The organism is Dickeya fangzhongdai (assembly GCF_002812485.1).
In the GTDB taxonomy this organism is placed as follows: Bacteria; Pseudomonadota; Gammaproteobacteria; order Enterobacterales; family Enterobacteriaceae; genus Dickeya; species Dickeya fangzhongdai.
Genome location: NZ_CP025003.1, coordinates 4,501,314 through 4,515,313 on the forward strand (window position 1 = coordinate 4,501,314; position 14,000 = coordinate 4,515,313).

Annotated in this window: 28 protein-coding genes; all 28 read right to left on the bottom strand. The window is 50.9% G+C overall.

Features of this window, described 5'->3' with window-relative positions:
* Positions 1-108: 108 nt before the first annotated feature.
* A complete protein-coding gene (rplQ, locus tag CVE23_RS20130) occupies positions 109-501 on the bottom strand; it encodes a 50S ribosomal protein L17 (RefSeq protein ID WP_012768122.1) in 393 nt (130 codons plus the stop codon).
* A 40-nt stretch (positions 502-541) separates the two neighbouring features.
* On the bottom strand, positions 542-1,531 hold the full coding sequence (locus CVE23_RS20135; protein WP_012768121.1) for a DNA-directed RNA polymerase subunit alpha: 990 nt from the start codon (positions 1,529-1,531) through the stop codon (positions 542-544).
* Positions 1,532-1,556: 25 nt separating this feature from the next.
* Complete coding sequence (rpsD, locus tag CVE23_RS20140; RefSeq protein ID WP_013319692.1) at positions 1,557-2,177, bottom strand: 30S ribosomal protein S4; 621 nt, start codon at positions 2,175-2,177, stop codon at positions 1,557-1,559.
* A 30-nt stretch (positions 2,178-2,207) separates the two neighbouring features.
* Complete coding sequence (gene rpsK, locus CVE23_RS20145; protein ID WP_002919257.1) at positions 2,208-2,597, bottom strand: 30S ribosomal protein S11; 390 nt, start codon at positions 2,595-2,597, stop codon at positions 2,208-2,210.
* A 16-nt stretch (positions 2,598-2,613) separates the two neighbouring features.
* Entirely contained in the window at positions 2,614-2,970 is a 357-nt protein-coding gene (gene rpsM / locus CVE23_RS20150) for a 30S ribosomal protein S13 (RefSeq protein WP_012768119.1), read from the bottom strand.
* Positions 2,971-3,117: 147 nt separating this feature from the next.
* A complete protein-coding gene (gene rpmJ / locus CVE23_RS20155) occupies positions 3,118-3,234 on the bottom strand; it encodes a 50S ribosomal protein L36 (protein ID WP_012768118.1) in 117 nt (38 codons plus the stop codon).
* Positions 3,235-3,268: 34 nt separating this feature from the next.
* A complete protein-coding gene (secY, locus tag CVE23_RS20160) occupies positions 3,269-4,600 on the bottom strand; it encodes a preprotein translocase subunit SecY (protein WP_013319693.1) in 1,332 nt (443 codons plus the stop codon).
* A gap of 7 nt (positions 4,601-4,607) precedes the next feature.
* Positions 4,608-5,042 (bottom strand): 50S ribosomal protein L15, encoded by a 435-nt coding sequence (gene rplO / locus CVE23_RS20165; protein WP_038920397.1) that lies wholly within the window; start codon positions 5,040-5,042, stop codon positions 4,608-4,610.
* A gap of 3 nt (positions 5,043-5,045) precedes the next feature.
* Positions 5,046-5,225 carry a 50S ribosomal protein L30 gene (rpmD, locus tag CVE23_RS20170; RefSeq protein WP_004846568.1) on the bottom strand — a complete coding sequence of 60 codons (180 nt, stop codon included), beginning with the start codon at positions 5,223-5,225 and terminating at the stop codon, positions 5,046-5,048.
* Between the two features lie 6 nt (positions 5,226-5,231).
* A complete protein-coding gene (rpsE, locus tag CVE23_RS20175) occupies positions 5,232-5,732 on the bottom strand; it encodes a 30S ribosomal protein S5 (RefSeq protein WP_012768115.1) in 501 nt (166 codons plus the stop codon).
* 14 nt (positions 5,733-5,746) lie between these two features.
* Positions 5,747-6,100, bottom strand: a complete 354-nt coding sequence (rplR, locus tag CVE23_RS20180; protein ID WP_012768114.1) for a 50S ribosomal protein L18 — start codon at positions 6,098-6,100, stop codon at positions 5,747-5,749.
* A 9-nt stretch (positions 6,101-6,109) separates the two neighbouring features.
* Positions 6,110-6,643 carry a 50S ribosomal protein L6 gene (gene rplF / locus CVE23_RS20185; RefSeq protein WP_012886342.1) on the bottom strand — a complete coding sequence of 178 codons (534 nt, stop codon included), beginning with the start codon at positions 6,641-6,643 and terminating at the stop codon, positions 6,110-6,112.
* A gap of 13 nt (positions 6,644-6,656) precedes the next feature.
* Complete coding sequence (gene rpsH / locus CVE23_RS20190; RefSeq protein WP_012768112.1) at positions 6,657-7,049, bottom strand: 30S ribosomal protein S8; 393 nt, start codon at positions 7,047-7,049, stop codon at positions 6,657-6,659.
* A 33-nt stretch (positions 7,050-7,082) separates the two neighbouring features.
* Positions 7,083-7,388: a 30S ribosomal protein S14 gene (gene rpsN, locus CVE23_RS20195; protein WP_012768111.1), complete on the bottom strand. Its 306-nt coding sequence runs from the start codon at positions 7,386-7,388 to the stop codon at positions 7,083-7,085.
* 13 nt (positions 7,389-7,401) lie between these two features.
* A complete protein-coding gene (gene rplE, locus CVE23_RS20200; protein ID WP_038665082.1) occupies positions 7,402-7,941 on the bottom strand; it encodes a 50S ribosomal protein L5 in 540 nt (179 codons plus the stop codon).
* Between the two features lie 14 nt (positions 7,942-7,955).
* The gene (rplX, locus tag CVE23_RS20205) at positions 7,956-8,270 is read right to left on the bottom strand and encodes a 50S ribosomal protein L24 (RefSeq protein WP_038665079.1); all 315 of its coding nucleotides are present in this window, start codon (positions 8,268-8,270) and stop codon (positions 7,956-7,958) included.
* Positions 8,271-8,280: 10 nt separating this feature from the next.
* Complete coding sequence (gene rplN, locus CVE23_RS20210) at positions 8,281-8,652, bottom strand: 50S ribosomal protein L14 (protein WP_012768108.1); 372 nt, start codon at positions 8,650-8,652, stop codon at positions 8,281-8,283.
* A gap of 165 nt (positions 8,653-8,817) precedes the next feature.
* Positions 8,818-9,072, bottom strand: a complete 255-nt coding sequence (gene rpsQ / locus CVE23_RS20215; protein WP_012768107.1) for a 30S ribosomal protein S17 — start codon at positions 9,070-9,072, stop codon at positions 8,818-8,820.
* A complete protein-coding gene (gene rpmC, locus CVE23_RS20220) occupies positions 9,072-9,263 on the bottom strand; it encodes a 50S ribosomal protein L29 (RefSeq protein WP_012764048.1) in 192 nt (63 codons plus the stop codon). The genes rpsQ and rpmC overlap by 1 nt, the downstream gene beginning before the upstream one ends.
* A complete protein-coding gene (rplP, locus tag CVE23_RS20225; protein WP_012768106.1) occupies positions 9,263-9,673 on the bottom strand; it encodes a 50S ribosomal protein L16 in 411 nt (136 codons plus the stop codon). Before rplP ends, rpmC begins: the two co-directional genes overlap by 1 nt.
* 13 nt (positions 9,674-9,686) lie before the next feature.
* Entirely contained in the window at positions 9,687-10,388 is a 702-nt protein-coding gene (gene rpsC / locus CVE23_RS20230) for a 30S ribosomal protein S3 (protein WP_012768105.1), read from the bottom strand.
* A 17-nt stretch (positions 10,389-10,405) separates the two neighbouring features.
* On the bottom strand, positions 10,406-10,738 hold the full coding sequence (gene rplV, locus CVE23_RS20235) for a 50S ribosomal protein L22 (protein ID WP_033570830.1): 333 nt from the start codon (positions 10,736-10,738) through the stop codon (positions 10,406-10,408).
* A 14-nt stretch (positions 10,739-10,752) separates the two neighbouring features.
* The gene (gene rpsS, locus CVE23_RS20240) at positions 10,753-11,031 is read right to left on the bottom strand and encodes a 30S ribosomal protein S19 (protein ID WP_012764044.1); all 279 of its coding nucleotides are present in this window, start codon (positions 11,029-11,031) and stop codon (positions 10,753-10,755) included.
* A gap of 16 nt (positions 11,032-11,047) precedes the next feature.
* The gene (gene rplB, locus CVE23_RS20245; protein ID WP_038665071.1) at positions 11,048-11,869 is read right to left on the bottom strand and encodes a 50S ribosomal protein L2; all 822 of its coding nucleotides are present in this window, start codon (positions 11,867-11,869) and stop codon (positions 11,048-11,050) included.
* Positions 11,870-11,887: 18 nt separating this feature from the next.
* Positions 11,888-12,190, bottom strand: a complete 303-nt coding sequence (gene rplW / locus CVE23_RS20250; protein WP_009111205.1) for a 50S ribosomal protein L23 — start codon at positions 12,188-12,190, stop codon at positions 11,888-11,890.
* Positions 12,187-12,792, bottom strand: coding sequence for a 50S ribosomal protein L4 (rplD, locus tag CVE23_RS20255; protein WP_012764041.1), 606 nt, complete (start codon positions 12,790-12,792; stop codon positions 12,187-12,189). The genes rplW and rplD overlap by 4 nt, the downstream gene beginning before the upstream one ends.
* 10 nt (positions 12,793-12,802) lie before the next feature.
* Positions 12,803-13,432: a 50S ribosomal protein L3 gene (gene rplC / locus CVE23_RS20260; protein ID WP_013319703.1), complete on the bottom strand. Its 630-nt coding sequence runs from the start codon at positions 13,430-13,432 to the stop codon at positions 12,803-12,805.
* A gap of 32 nt (positions 13,433-13,464) precedes the next feature.
* Positions 13,465-13,776 (bottom strand): 30S ribosomal protein S10, encoded by a 312-nt coding sequence (rpsJ, locus tag CVE23_RS20265; RefSeq protein ID WP_001181005.1) that lies wholly within the window; start codon positions 13,774-13,776, stop codon positions 13,465-13,467.
* Between the last annotated feature and the right edge of the window lie 224 nt (positions 13,777-14,000).

A 14,000-nucleotide genomic window follows, 5' to 3' on the forward strand; every position in this document is an offset into this window, starting at 1 on the left:
TTTCATCCACATGATAGTAAATTGAAGAGAGTTCGAACAGCAACAAGGCGAGGTTTAATGAGGACGTAAAAAAACCGGGTTTCCCCGGCTTTTTTACGCTAGTGCAAATTACTCTGCAGCAGCAACTTCTTCTGTCTGAGAAACTGCGCGATCAACGAGCTCGATGTATGCCATCGGCGCATTGTCACCAGCACGGAAGCCACACTTCAGAATACGAGTGTAACCACCGGCGCGGCTCGCGAAACGCGGGCCCAGTTCATTAAACAGTTTAGCCACGATCTCGTTATCACGAGTACGGGCGAATGCCAGACGACGATTAGCAACGCTGTCGGTCTTGGCAAGAGTAATCAGCGGTTCAACAACACGACGCAGCTCTTTCGCTTTCGGCAGGGTCGTCTTGATAATCTCATGACGAACCAAAGAACCAGCCATGTTGCGGAACATAGCCTGGCGATGGCTGCTGTTACGGTTCAGTTGACGACCACTCTTACGATGGCGCATGACCTTATCCTTCTCAGTAAAACCTTAACCTGTGATCCGGTTACTCATCAGCAATGCTTGCCGGCGGCCAGTTTTCCAGGCGCATGCCCAGAGACAGACCACGAGAAGCCAGCACGTCTTTAATCTCAGTAAGAGATTTTTTACCCAGGTTAGGCGTTTTAAGCAGTTCAACCTCGGTACGCTGTACCAGATCACCGATGTAGTGGATAGCTTCTGCCTTAAGGCAGTTAGCAGAGCGGACAGTCAATTCAAGATCGTCAACAGGGCGCAGCAGGATCGGATCGAATTCTGGTTTCTCTTCTTTCACTTCCGGCTGACGTACATCACGCAAGTCAACGAAAGCTTCCAATTGTTCAGCCAGAATGGTCGCCGCACGGCGGATCGCCTCTTCAGGATCGATCGTGCCATTGGTTTCCATCTCGATAACCAGCTTGTCCAGGTCGGTACGCTGTTCAACACGAGCTGCTTCAACATTGTAAGCGATACGCTCAACAGGGCTGTAGCAAGCGTCGACTAACAGGCGACCGATCGGGCGCTCATCTTCTTCCGTATGAATACGGGCAGACGCCGGCACATAACCGCGACCACGCTGAACTTTGATACGCATATTGATAGATGCGTTCTCATCGGTCAGATGGCAGATCACATGCTGTGGCTTGACGATTTCGACATCACCGTCGTGGGTGATGTCGGCTGCAGTCACAGGGCCAATGCCAGATTTATTCAGGGTAAGAATAACTTCATCTTTGCCTTGAACTCTCACCGCCAGCCCTTTCAGGTTGAGCAGGATTTCCAGGATATCTTCCTGTACGCCTTCTTTGGTGCTGTACTCGTGCAGTACACCATCAATCTCAACCTCGGTCACCGCGCAACCAGGCATGGATGAAAGCAGAATACGGCGCAGTGCGTTACCAAGAGTATGGCCGAAGCCCCGCTCTAACGGCTCAAGGGTCACCTTGGCGTGCGTCGAACTGACTTGCTCGATATCTACCAGGCGCGGTTTTAGAAACTCTGTCACAGAACCCTGCATTGTGTCCTCTCTTTGGTACTAAGCTTTACTTGGAGTAAAGCTCGACGATCAGGTGTTCATTAATGTCCGCAGACAGATCGGTACGTTCAGGAATACGCTTGAACACACCTTCCATCTTGGCAGCATCAACTTCCAGCCAAGTTGGCTTTTCACGCTGTTCAGCCAGCTCCAGAGCGGCCTTAACACGAGACTGCTTTTTCGCTTTCTCGCGGATGCTGACTACGTCATTCGGAGATACCTGATAAGAAGCGATGTTAACAACGCGACCATTTACCATGACAGCCTTGTGACTTACCAGCTGACGAGATTCTGCACGAGTCGCGCCGAAGCCCATACGGTAAACAACGTTGTCCAGACGACCTTCCAGCAACTGCAACAGGTTTGCACCTGTATTGCCTTTCAGGCGAGCGGCTTCTTTGTAGTAGTTACGGAACTGGCGCTCCAGAACACCGTAGATACGGCGAACTTTCTGCTTTTCACGCAACTGCACACCATAGTCAGACAGACGCGGTTTACGCGCACCGTGCTGACCAGGAGCTTGTTCAATTTTACACTTGGAATCGATCGCGCGAACACCAGACTTTAGAAACAGGTCGGTGCCTTCACGACGGCTCAGCTTGAGCTTAGGACCCAAATATCTTGCCATTTTCTTTCTCCAGCAATCCTAAAAGCGGCGTTACACGCGACGCTTTTTCGGCGGACGACAACCGTTATGAGGGATCGGAGTCACATCAGTAATGTTAGTGATGCGGAAACCAGCCGCGTTCAGTGCGCGGATAGTAGACTCACGGCCCGGACCAGGTCCTTTAACCATAACTTCCAGATTCTTGATACCGTACTCTTTCACAGCTTCAGCGCAGCGCTCTGCTGCTACCTGAGCGGCGAACGGAGTGGATTTACGAGAACCACGGAAACCGGAACCACCGGCAGTTGCCCAACCCAACGCATTACCCTGACGATCGGTAATAGTAACGATGGTGTTGTTGAAAGAAGCATGGATATGAGCCACACCGTCAGAGACTTGCTTTCTTACACGCTTACGTGCACGAATAGGTGCCTTTGCCATTATTCAATCACCCCGATTATTTCTTGATCGGTTTGCGCGGACCCTTACGGGTACGGGCGTTAGTCTTGGTACGCTGACCGCGAACCGGCAGACCACGACGGTGACGCAAACCACGGTAAGTACCAAGGTCCATCAGACGCTTGATGCTCAGGGTGATCTCACGACGCAGATCGCCTTCTACAACAAACTTGGCTACTTCGTCACGCAGCTTATCGATTTGCTCTTCAGACAGCTCACTGATCTTAACATCTTCAGCAATACCCGTTGCAGCACAGATGGATTTGGAACGGGTTTTGCCGATGCCGTAAATAGCAGTTAATGCAATTACGGTATGTTTATGATCAGGAATGTTAATGCCTGCTATACGGGCCACTATGCACTCCTACAATTTTATAAAGCAATACCATACTGAAAAGCCCGTTTTCAGGATACTCAAATGGATATTGCAGTTACATACAAAAGATTGGCTGGCTAATCTAGCCAGCTCAATCCAACTTTGCAAGAAAAATATGCGAGATAATCAGCCTTGGCGCTGTTTATGCTTCGGTTCGGCGCTGCAGATGACGCGAACGATGCCGTTACGCTTAACGATCTTACAGTTACGACATAATTTCTTGACGGAAGCACGAACTTTCATTTTTACTCTCCGTAACTTCTCAAGCTAAACCTAATTAGCGGCTATAGCCTTTCAGGTTTGCCTTCTTCAATGCAGACTCGTACTGACTTGACATCAGCAAGGTTTGCACTTGAGCCATAAAGTCCATGATCACAACAACAACGATCAATAATGACGTACCACCGAAGTAGAACGGCACTTTCATTGCGTCACGCATGAACTCCGGGATGAGGCAGATAAAAGTAATGTACATCGCACCGACCAGAGTCAGGCGGGTCATCACTTTATCAATATACTTCGCCGTTTGCTCTCCCGGACGAATTCCTGGCACGAATGCACCGGACTTCTTCAGGTTATCTGCTGTTTCACGCGGGTTGAACACCAACGCAGTGTAGAAGAAACAGAAGAAGATGATTGCAGATGCATAGAGTAACACATAAAGCGGTTGCCCAGGCTGCAGATACAGCGAAATAGTTGTCAGCCAGTTCCAACCAGTACCGCCCCCGAACCAAGATGCAATGGTTGCAGGGAACAGGATAATACTGGAAGCGAAGATAGCCGGGATAACCCCTGCCATATTCACTTTCAGCGGTAAATGCGTACTCTGTGCTGCGTATACGCGACGTCCTTGCTGACGTTTGGCGTAGTTAACAACGATACGACGCTGACCACGCTCAATAAACACCACAAAAAACGTTACTGCGAATACCAGCACTGCAACCAACAGCAACAGGAGGAAGTGCAGATCGCCTTGCCGCGCTTGCTCGATAGTATGGCCAATGGCCGGCGGTAATCCCGCAACAATACCGGCAAAGATTATAATCGAGATACCGTTGCCGATACCCCGTTCAGTAATCTGCTCGCCCAGCCACATCAAGAACATTGTCCCGGTAACCAGACTGACAACAGCGGTGAAATAAAATGCAAAGCCCGGATTAATCACCAGTCCTTGCATTCCAGGCATATTCGGCAAACCGGTAGCAATACCGATTGACTGAAATATTGCCAACACCAAAGTGCCGTAACGGGTGTACTGACTGATTTTACGTCGGCCAGCCTCCCCTTCCTTCTTAATTTCCGCCAGAGCCGGGTGAACCACCGTCAACAACTGAATGATGATGGATGCCGAAATATACGGCATGATTCCCAGAGCGAAAATCGAAGCACGGCTGAGAGCACCACCAGAGAACATGTTAAACATTTCAATGATGGTGCCGCGCTGTTGTTCGAGCAATTTGGCAAGCACAGTGGCATCAATACCAGGAATCGGAATAAAAGAGCCAATACGGAAAACAATCAACGCACCGATAACAAACAACAGTCTGCGTTTCAGTTCGCCAACTCCGCCTTTAGCACTTTGAAAATCTAATCCTGGTTGTTTAGCCATCTGCTACTTATTCCTCAATTTTGCCGCCAGCAGCTTCGATAGCAGCACGAGCGCCTTTGGTGACGCGCAGACCACGAATCGTTACCGGACGTGCAACTTCGCCAGACAGAATCACTTTCGCGAATTCAATCTGAACGCCGATGACGTTAGCAGCTTTCAGCGTATTCAGATCAACAACATCGCCTTCTACACGCGCCAGATCAGACAGACGGATTTCCGCTGTAATCATCGCTTTGCGAGAAGTGAAGCCGAACTTCGGCAGACGACGATACAAAGGCATCTGACCGCCTTCGAAGCCACGACGTACGCCACCGCCAGAACGAGAGTTCTGACCTTTGACGCCGCGACCACCAGTCTTACCGAGGCCGGAACCGATACCGCGACCTAAGCGCTTCGGCGCGTGTTTGGCACCTTCGGCCGGAGACAGAGTATTCAAACGCATCTGTTACTCCTCCACTTTAACCATGTAGGAAACCGCGTTGACCATACCGCGAACAGCAGGAGTATCCTCACGCTCAACGGTATGACCAATACGACGCAGACCCAGGCCAAGCAGCGTTGCCTTGTGTTTCGGCAGACGACCGATTGCACTACGGGTTTGAGTAATTTTAATAGTCTTTGCCATGGTCAATTACCCCAGAATGTCTTCAACGGATTTACCACGCTTGGCAGCGACCATTTCCGGGGACTTCATGTTAGCCAGACCATCAATAGTTGCACGAACCACGTTAATCGGGTTTGTGGAACCATAGGCCTTAGCCAATACGTTGTGAACCCCTGCAACTTCCAGAACGGCGCGCATTGCACCACCGGCGATGATACCGGTACCTTCGGAAGCTGGCTGCATGAACACACGAGAACCTGTGTGTGCACCTTTAACCGGGTGCTGCAGAGTGCCGTTGTTCAGCGCGACATTCATCATATTGCGACGGGCTTTTTCCATCGCTTTCTGGATCGCTGCCGGAACTTCGCGAGCTTTACCGTAACCAAAACCTACGCGACCGTTACCATCACCTACCACAGTCAGTGCTGTGAAGGAGAAAATACGACCACCCTTAACGGTTTTAGATACGCGATTTACCGCGATCAGCTTTTCCTGCAGTTCGCCAGCTTGTTTTTCGATGTGAGCCATCTTACACCTCTACCTTAGAACTGAAGGCCAGCTTCACGGGCAGCATCTGCCAGTGCCTGGACTCGACCATGATATTGGAACCCGGAACGGTCAAAGGCCACACCCTTGATGCCTTTTTCCAGAGCGCGTTCAGCAACAGCTTTACCAACAGCTGCGGCCGCGTCTTTGTTACCGGTATACTTCAGTTGCTCAGCGATAGCTTTTTCTACAGTAGAAGCGGCTACCAGGACTTCAGAACCGTTCGGTGCGATAACCTGCGCATAAATATGGCGGGGGGTACGATGTACCACCAGACGAGTCGCACCCAATTCACGGATTTTGCGACGTGCGCGGGTTGCACGACGGATACGAGCTGATTTCTTATCCATAGTGTTACCTTACTTCTTCTTAGCCTCTTTGGTACGCACGACTTCATCGGCGTAACGGACACCTTTGCCTTTGTAAGGCTCAGGACGACGGTAAGCACGCAGGTCAGCCGCTACCTGACCGATCAGCTGTTTATCCGCACCTTTCAGTACGATTTCAGTCTGAGACGGACATTCAGCAGTAATGCCTGCAGGCAGTTCGTGATCGATCGGGTGAGAGAAGCCCAGGGCCAAATTCACCACATTACCTTTCACGGCTGCACGATAACCTACACCTACCAATTGCAGCTTTTTGGTGAAGCCTTCGGTAACACCGATAACCATGCTGTTCAACAGAGCGCGAGTAGTCCCGGCCTGAGCCCAGCCATCGGCAAAACCTTCGCGCGGGGCGAAAGTCAGCACGTTATCAGCTTGTTTAACTTCGACAGCGGCATTGATCTCACGAACCAACTCGCCGTTTTTACCCTTGATCGAAATATCCTGACCGTTGAGTTTTACCTCTACGCCGGCAGGAATGACGACGGGTGCTTTTGCAACACGAGACATTCTTCCCTCCCGATTAAGCTACGTAGCAGATAATCTCGCCACCAAGACCAGCCTGGCGAGCTGCACGATCAGTCATCACACCTTTAGAGGTAGAAACAACTGCGATACCTAAACCGGCCATAACTTTCGGCAGCTCATCTTTGCGTTTATAGATGCGCAGACCAGGACGGCTGATACGCTGAATGCTCTCTACCACTGCCTTACCCTGGAAATACTTAAGAGTCAGTTCCAGTTCAGGCTTGGTGTCGCCTTCAACTTTAAAATCTTCAATAAAACCTTCTTCCTTCAGCACGTTGGCAATTGCCACTTTCAGCTTGGAGGAAGGCATGGTGACCGCAACTTTGTTCGCGGCTTGACCGTTACGGATACGGGTCAGCATATCCGCGATCGGATCTTGCATGCTCATCTGTCTTTACTCCCGTGATTCAATTGGTGACAATTACCAGCTAGCCTTTTTCAGACCCGGAATTTCACCGCGCATGGCGGCTTCACGGACCTTGATACGGCTCAACCCGAACTTCCGCAGGAAAGCGTGCGGACGACCTGTCTGGCGGCAGCGGTTACGCTGACGGGACGGGCTGGAATCACGCGGCAGAGTCTGCAGCTTGAGAACAGCATCCCAACGATCTTCGTCGGATGAGTTCACATTGGAGATGATAGCTTTCAGCTCAACGCGCTTGGCGAAGAATTTATCAGCTAATTTCACGCGTTTAACTTCGCGTGCTTTCATGGATTGCTTAGCCATTAGTAACCCTACCTTACTTGCGGAACGGGAAGTTAAAGGCGGCCAACAGCGCACGGCCTTCATCATCGGTTTTCGCAGTGGTGGTAATGGTAATGTCCAAACCACGAACGCGATCGACCTTGTCATAGTCGATTTCCGGGAAGATGATCTGCTCACGCACACCCATGCTGTAGTTACCACGTCCATCGAATGATTTCGAAGACAGACCGCGGAAGTCGCGGATACGCGGTACAGCAATGGAAATCAGACGCTCAAAGAACTCCCACATGCGTTCGCCACGCAGAGTTACTTTACAGCCGATCGGATAGCCCTGGCGGATTTTGAAGCCTGCAACAGATTTGCGTGCTTTGGTGATCAACGGTTTTTGACCGGAGATAGCTGTCAGATCAGCTGCGGCGTTATCCAGCAGCTTCTTGTCAGCGATCGCTTCACCAACACCCATGTTCAGGGTGATCTTCTCGACCCGAGGGACTTGCATGACAGAATTGTAGCTGAACTGAGTCATCAGTTTGCTAACCACTTCGTCTTTGTAGTAATCATGCAGTTTCGCCATCGTACTACTCCAAATTACTTGATAATTTCGCTGTTAGACTTGAAGAAACGGACTTTTTTGCCGTCTTCGAATCTAAAGCCTACACGATCCGCCTTGCCGGTGGCCGCATTGAAGATTGCAACGTTAGAAACCTGGATAGCAGCTTCTTTTTCAACGATTCCGCCTGGTTGATTCAGCGCCGGAACCGGCTTCTGATGTTTTTTAACCAGGTTGATACCTTCAACAACGACCTTACCAGAAGTCAGGACGTTCTTAACTTTACCGCGCTTACCTTTATCTTTGCCGGTCAGCACGATAACTTCGTCATCACGACGGATTTTCGCTGCCATGATTCGCTCCTTAGAGTACTTCTGGTGCCAGAGAGATAATTTTCATGAACTTTTCAGTACGCAGTTCACGAGTTACCGGCCCAAAAATACGCGTACCGATAGGTTGCTCGCTGTTATTGTTCAGAATAACGCATGCATTACCATCGAAGCGAACGACAGAACCGTCAGGGCGACGAACACCCTTCTTGGTGCGCACCACTACCGCCTTCAGTACATCGCCTTTTTTCACCTTACCGCGGGGAATTGCTTCCTTAATGGTAATTTTGATGATGTCGCCGACGCCTGCGTAGCGACGGTGCGAGCCACCCAGAACCTTGATACACATTACGCGACGTGCACCGGAGTTATCGGCCACATTCAGCATAGTCTGTTCTTGGATCATGTTTAGTGCTCCGCTAATGTCAACTACTACTTTTCGAACCCTTGCGGGTCATTAATACCCCAGAATCGAGGGCGCAGCATTATAACACCACTTATCGACTGTGGGTAGAAAAAATAAACGGCCCTTTACAGAGCCGTTTATTATCAAGAGAAGAGCAATACTCTATTACAGAATCGCTTTCTCTACAACGCGAACCAAGGTCCAGGATTTGGTCTTGGACAGCGGACGGCATTCGCGGATTTCAACCACGTCGCCAATTCCACATTCGTTGTTCTCGTCATGCACGTGCAGCTTGGTCGTGCGTTTGATGAATTTACCGTAGATCGGGTGTTTCACGAAACGCTCAATAGCGACAACAGCAGATTTCTGCATTTTGTCACTAACGACACGACCTTGCAGAGTACGGATTTTATCGGTCATTACGCACCCGCCTTCTCAGTCAGTAAAGTCTTAACGCGTGCGACATTACGACGCACTTGCTTCAACAGGTGAGTTTGTTGCAGCTGACCGCTGGCAGCTTGCATGCGCAGATTGAACTGTTCACGCAGCAGTCCGAGCAGTTCGGTATTCAGCTCTTCAACGCTCTTTTCACGCAGCTCTTTTGCTTTCATTACATCACCGTCTTAGTTACAAAGGTGGTTTTGATCGGCAGTTTCGCTGCTGCCAGTTCGAATGCCTCACGGGCTAACTCTTCCGGCACCCCGTCCATTTCGTACAGGACTTTACCTGGCTGAATCAAGGCAACCCAATACTCCACGTTACCTTTACCTTTACCCATACGCACTTCAAGCGGTTTCTCAGTGATCGGTTTATCCGGGAATACACGGATCCAGATCTTACCTTGACGCTTAACAGCACGAGTCATAGCACGACGAGCAGCTTCGATTTGACGAGCAGTCAGGCGACCGCGGCCAACAGCTTTCAGACCGAAAGTGCCGAAGCTCACATCCGTACCAGCAGCCAGACCACGGTTGCGGCCTTTGTGCACTTTACGGAATTTTGTACGCTTTGGTTGTAACATTCAGCGACTCTCCTTACTTGCGGCCTTTACGCTGCTGCTTTTTCGGTTGAGCAGCCGGTTTTTCCGGTTGTTCAACGGCAGCCATACCACCCAGGATCTCACCTTTGAAGATCCACACTTTCACACCGATGACACCGTAAGTGGTGTGCGCTTCGGAGGTGTTGTAGTCAATGTCAGCACGCAGCGTGTGCAGCGGAACACGACCTTCGCGGTACCATTCGGTACGTGCGATTTCAGCGCCGCCCAGACGACCGCTGACTTCAACTTTGATACCTTTAGCGCCCAGACGCATGGCGTTCTGAACAGCACGCTTCATCGCGCGGCGGAACATCACACGACGCTCCAGCTGAGAAGTGATGCTGTCGGCAACCAGTTTTGCGTCCAGTTCAGGCTTACGAACTTCAGCGATGTTGATCTGCGCCGGTACGCCAGCGATATCCGCTACGCCCTTACGCAGTTTTTCAACGTCTTCACCTTTCTTGCCGATAACGATGCCCGGGCGAGCAGTGTGAATGGTCACACGAATGCTTTTAGCCGGACGCTCGATAACGATGCGAGAAACGGAGGCCTTCTCCAGTTCCTTGTTCAGGTACTGACGAACTTTAAAATCGCTGTCCAGGTTGTCAGCGAATTCTTTGGTATTTGCATACCAGGTAGAGTTCCAAGTTTTGACAATACCCAGGCGAATACCATTAGGATGTACTTTCTGACCCATTGCTAGTCTCCAGAGTCTCAGCGATCGGACACAACCACAGTGATGTGGCTGGTACGCTTCAGGATGCGATCCGCACGACCTTTAGCACGCGGCATAATGCGTTTCATGCTCGGGCCTTCGTCTACGAAGATTTTCGCAACTTTCAGATCGTCAATGTCAGCGCCATCGTTGTGTTCTGCGTTAGCAATGGCAGACTCCAGTACTTTTTTGACCAGACCAGCAGCTTTCTTGTTGGTGTAGGTCAGAATATCCAGAGCTTGCGACACTTTCTTACCGCGAATCAGGTCAGCCACCAGGCGAACCTTTTGAGCAGAAGAACGAGCATGAAGATGTTTAGCGATAGTTTCCATCTCTTCCTCCTACCTTATTTCTTCTTGGCTTTTTTATCAGCCGCGTGGCCGCGGTAAGTACGAGTCGGCGCGAATTCACCCAGCTTGTGTCCGACCATCTCGTCAGAGATGAATACCGGAACGTGCTGACGACCATTATGGACAGCGATGGTCAAACCGATCATGTTTGGAAAGATCGTTGAGCGACGGGACCAGGTGCGCAGGGGCTTCTTGTCACCGCTTTCCACCGCTTTCTCTACCTTCTTCAGCAAGTGCAGGTCGATAAATGGACCTTTCTTGAGAGAACGTGGCATGGTTTATCCTCTAAAATTATTTAGTACGGCGGCGTACGATAAATTTATCAGTACGTTTGTTGCTGCGGGTCTTCTTACCTTTGGTCTGAATGCCCCACGGAGTAACCGGGTGCTTACCAAAGTTACGACCTTCACCACCACCGTGCGGGTGGTCAACCGGGTTCATCGCCGTACCGCGAACGGTCGGACGAACGCCACGCCAGCGTGCAGCACCAGCTTTACCCAGAACGCGCAGCATGTGCTCAGCGTTGCCGACTTCGCCCAGCGTTGCGCGGCAGTCGGATTCAACTTTACGCATTTCGCCGGAACGCAGACGCAGGGTAACGTAAGCACCTTCACGGGCAACGATCTGAACGTAGGCACCAGCGGAGCGAGCCAGCTGGCCGCCTTTACCCGGTTTCATTTCTACGTTGTGAACCGTTGAACCCACCGGGATGTTACGCATCGGCAGGGTGTTACCGGTTTTGATTGCAGCATCAACACCAGACTGAATCTGGTCACCTGCTTTCAGGCCTTTCGGCGCCAGGATATAACGGCGTTCGCCGTCTTTGTACAGAACCAGCGCGATGTTCGCGGAACGGTTCGGATCGTACTCCAGACGCTCGACCACAGCCGGAATACCGTCTTTGTTGCGTTTGAAGTCAACAATACGGTACTGCTGTTTGTGACCACCACCGATGTGACGAGTGGTGATGCGGCCATTGTTGTTACGGCCACCGGTTTTGCTGTTTTTTTCCAGCAACGGGGCATACGGTTTGCCCTTGTGCAGCTCAGGGTTAACCACTTTAACAACGTGGCGACGACCCGGAGATGTCGGTTTACACTTAACAACTGCCATTGTTTTTACTCCTCCGACTTACTCTGCGCCGCCGATGAAGTCCAGATTCTGGCCTTCTTTCAGGGTGACGTAAGCTTTTTTCCAGTCGCTACGACGACCGATACGCTGTCCGTGACGTTTTACTTTCCCTTTAACAACCAGGGTGCGGACGTCATTGACTTCGACTTCAAACAGTTTCTGTACTGCAGCTTTGATTTCTGCTTTAGTCGCGTCTTTAGCAACTTTGAGCACGATGGTGTTATTTTTTTCCATCGCAGTAGACGCTTTTTCAGAAACGTGCGGTGCGCGCAGCACCTTCAGCAGACGTTCTTCACGAATCATGCCAGCATCTCCTCAACTTGCTTAACAGCATCAGCAGTCATAACCACTTTGTCGAAGGCGATCAGGCTTACCGGATCGATGCCTGCCACGTCACGCACGTCAACCTTGTACAGGTTACGAGCGGCCAGGAACAGGTTCTCATCCAGTTCACCAGTGATGATCAGCACGTCATCCAGCGCCAGTTCTTTCAGTTTCTGAGCCAGCAGTTTGGTTTTCGGTGCTTCAACAGAGAACTTCTCGACAACGATCAGACGATCCTGACGTACCAGTTCGGACAGGATGCTTTTCAGCGCGCCGCGGTACATCTTTTTGTTTACTTTCTGGCTGTGATCCTGAGGCTTGGCAGCGAAAGTCACGCCACCGGAACGCCAAATCGGGCTCTTGATAGAACCAGAACGCGCACGGCCGGTGCCTTTCTGACGCCACGGTTTTTTACCGGAACCAGTTACTTCAGCACGGGTCTTCTGAGCGCGAGTACCTTGACGGGCACCTGCTGCATAAGCAACAACAACCTGGTGAACCAGCGCTTCGTTGAAATCACGACCGAAGGTAGTTTCGGAAACAGTCAGCGCGCTTTGCGCGTCTTTCAATACTAATTCCATTGCTATCTCCTCACGCCTTCACAGCCGGTTTAACGATCAGGTCGCTACCGGTTGCACCCGGGACTGCACCTTTAACCAGCAGCAGGTTGCGCTCAGCGTCAACACGTACTACGTCCAGGCTCTGAACGGTTACGCGCTCATTACCCAGCTGGCCTGCCATTTTCTTGCCTTTAAACACTTTGCCCGGAGTCTGGTTCTGACCGATGGAACCCGGAACACGGTGAGACAAGGAGTTACCGTGGGTAGCGTCCTGAGTGCGGAAGTTCCAGCGCTTAACGGTACCGGCGAAGCCTTTACCTTTAGAAGTACCGGTAACGTCTACTTTCTTAACGTCAGCGAAAATTTCAACGCTAATGTCCTGTCCTACAGCGAATTCTTCACCGTCAGCCAGACGGAATTCACGCAGAACGCGACCAGCTTCTACGCCGGCCTTAGCGAAGTGACCTGCTTCCGGCTTGGTTACACGGTTAGCTTTTTTAGCGCCGGTGGTGACCTGGACAGCACTGTATCCGTCGTTCTCCAGGGTTTTCACCTGAGTCACGCGGTTTGCTTCAATTTCGATTACGGTTACGGGGATAGATACGCCGTCTTCAGTGAAGATGCGGGTCATACCCACTTTTTTACCGACTAAACCAATCATTGTTTCAACCTCTCAATCGCTCAATGACCTGATTAACCCAGGCTGATCTGCACGTCTACACCGGCAGCCAGATCCAGACGCATCAGAGCATCAACGGTTTTCTCGGTTGGCTCAACGATGTCAACCAGACGCTTGTGAGTGCGAATTTCGTACTGATCGCGCGCGTCTTTGTTAACGTGCGGGGAGATCAGAACGGTAAAGCGCTCTTTGCGGGTCGGCAGCGGGATCGGACCACGGACCTGCGCACCAGTGCGCTTGGCAGTCTCGACGATTTCCGCGGTTGATTGATCGATCAGACGATGATCAAACGCTTTCAGGCGGATACGGATTCTTTGGTTCTGCATGAGACCAGAGCTCCAATTATTTTATAAACGGAAATAATTACTCCTCACACCCATTACGATTGATGGGGGAGTGTAATCGTTCAGTACATAACCCCCATATCGGGAGTATTGTTCGGCAGGTATCAGGTACCTGCCTCAGATTCATACGAATCGGGCTTACCATCTCAGGTAAGCCCGCGCATTATACGTAAATTTGCTCAGGAAGCAATCGAAAGTTAGAGGTG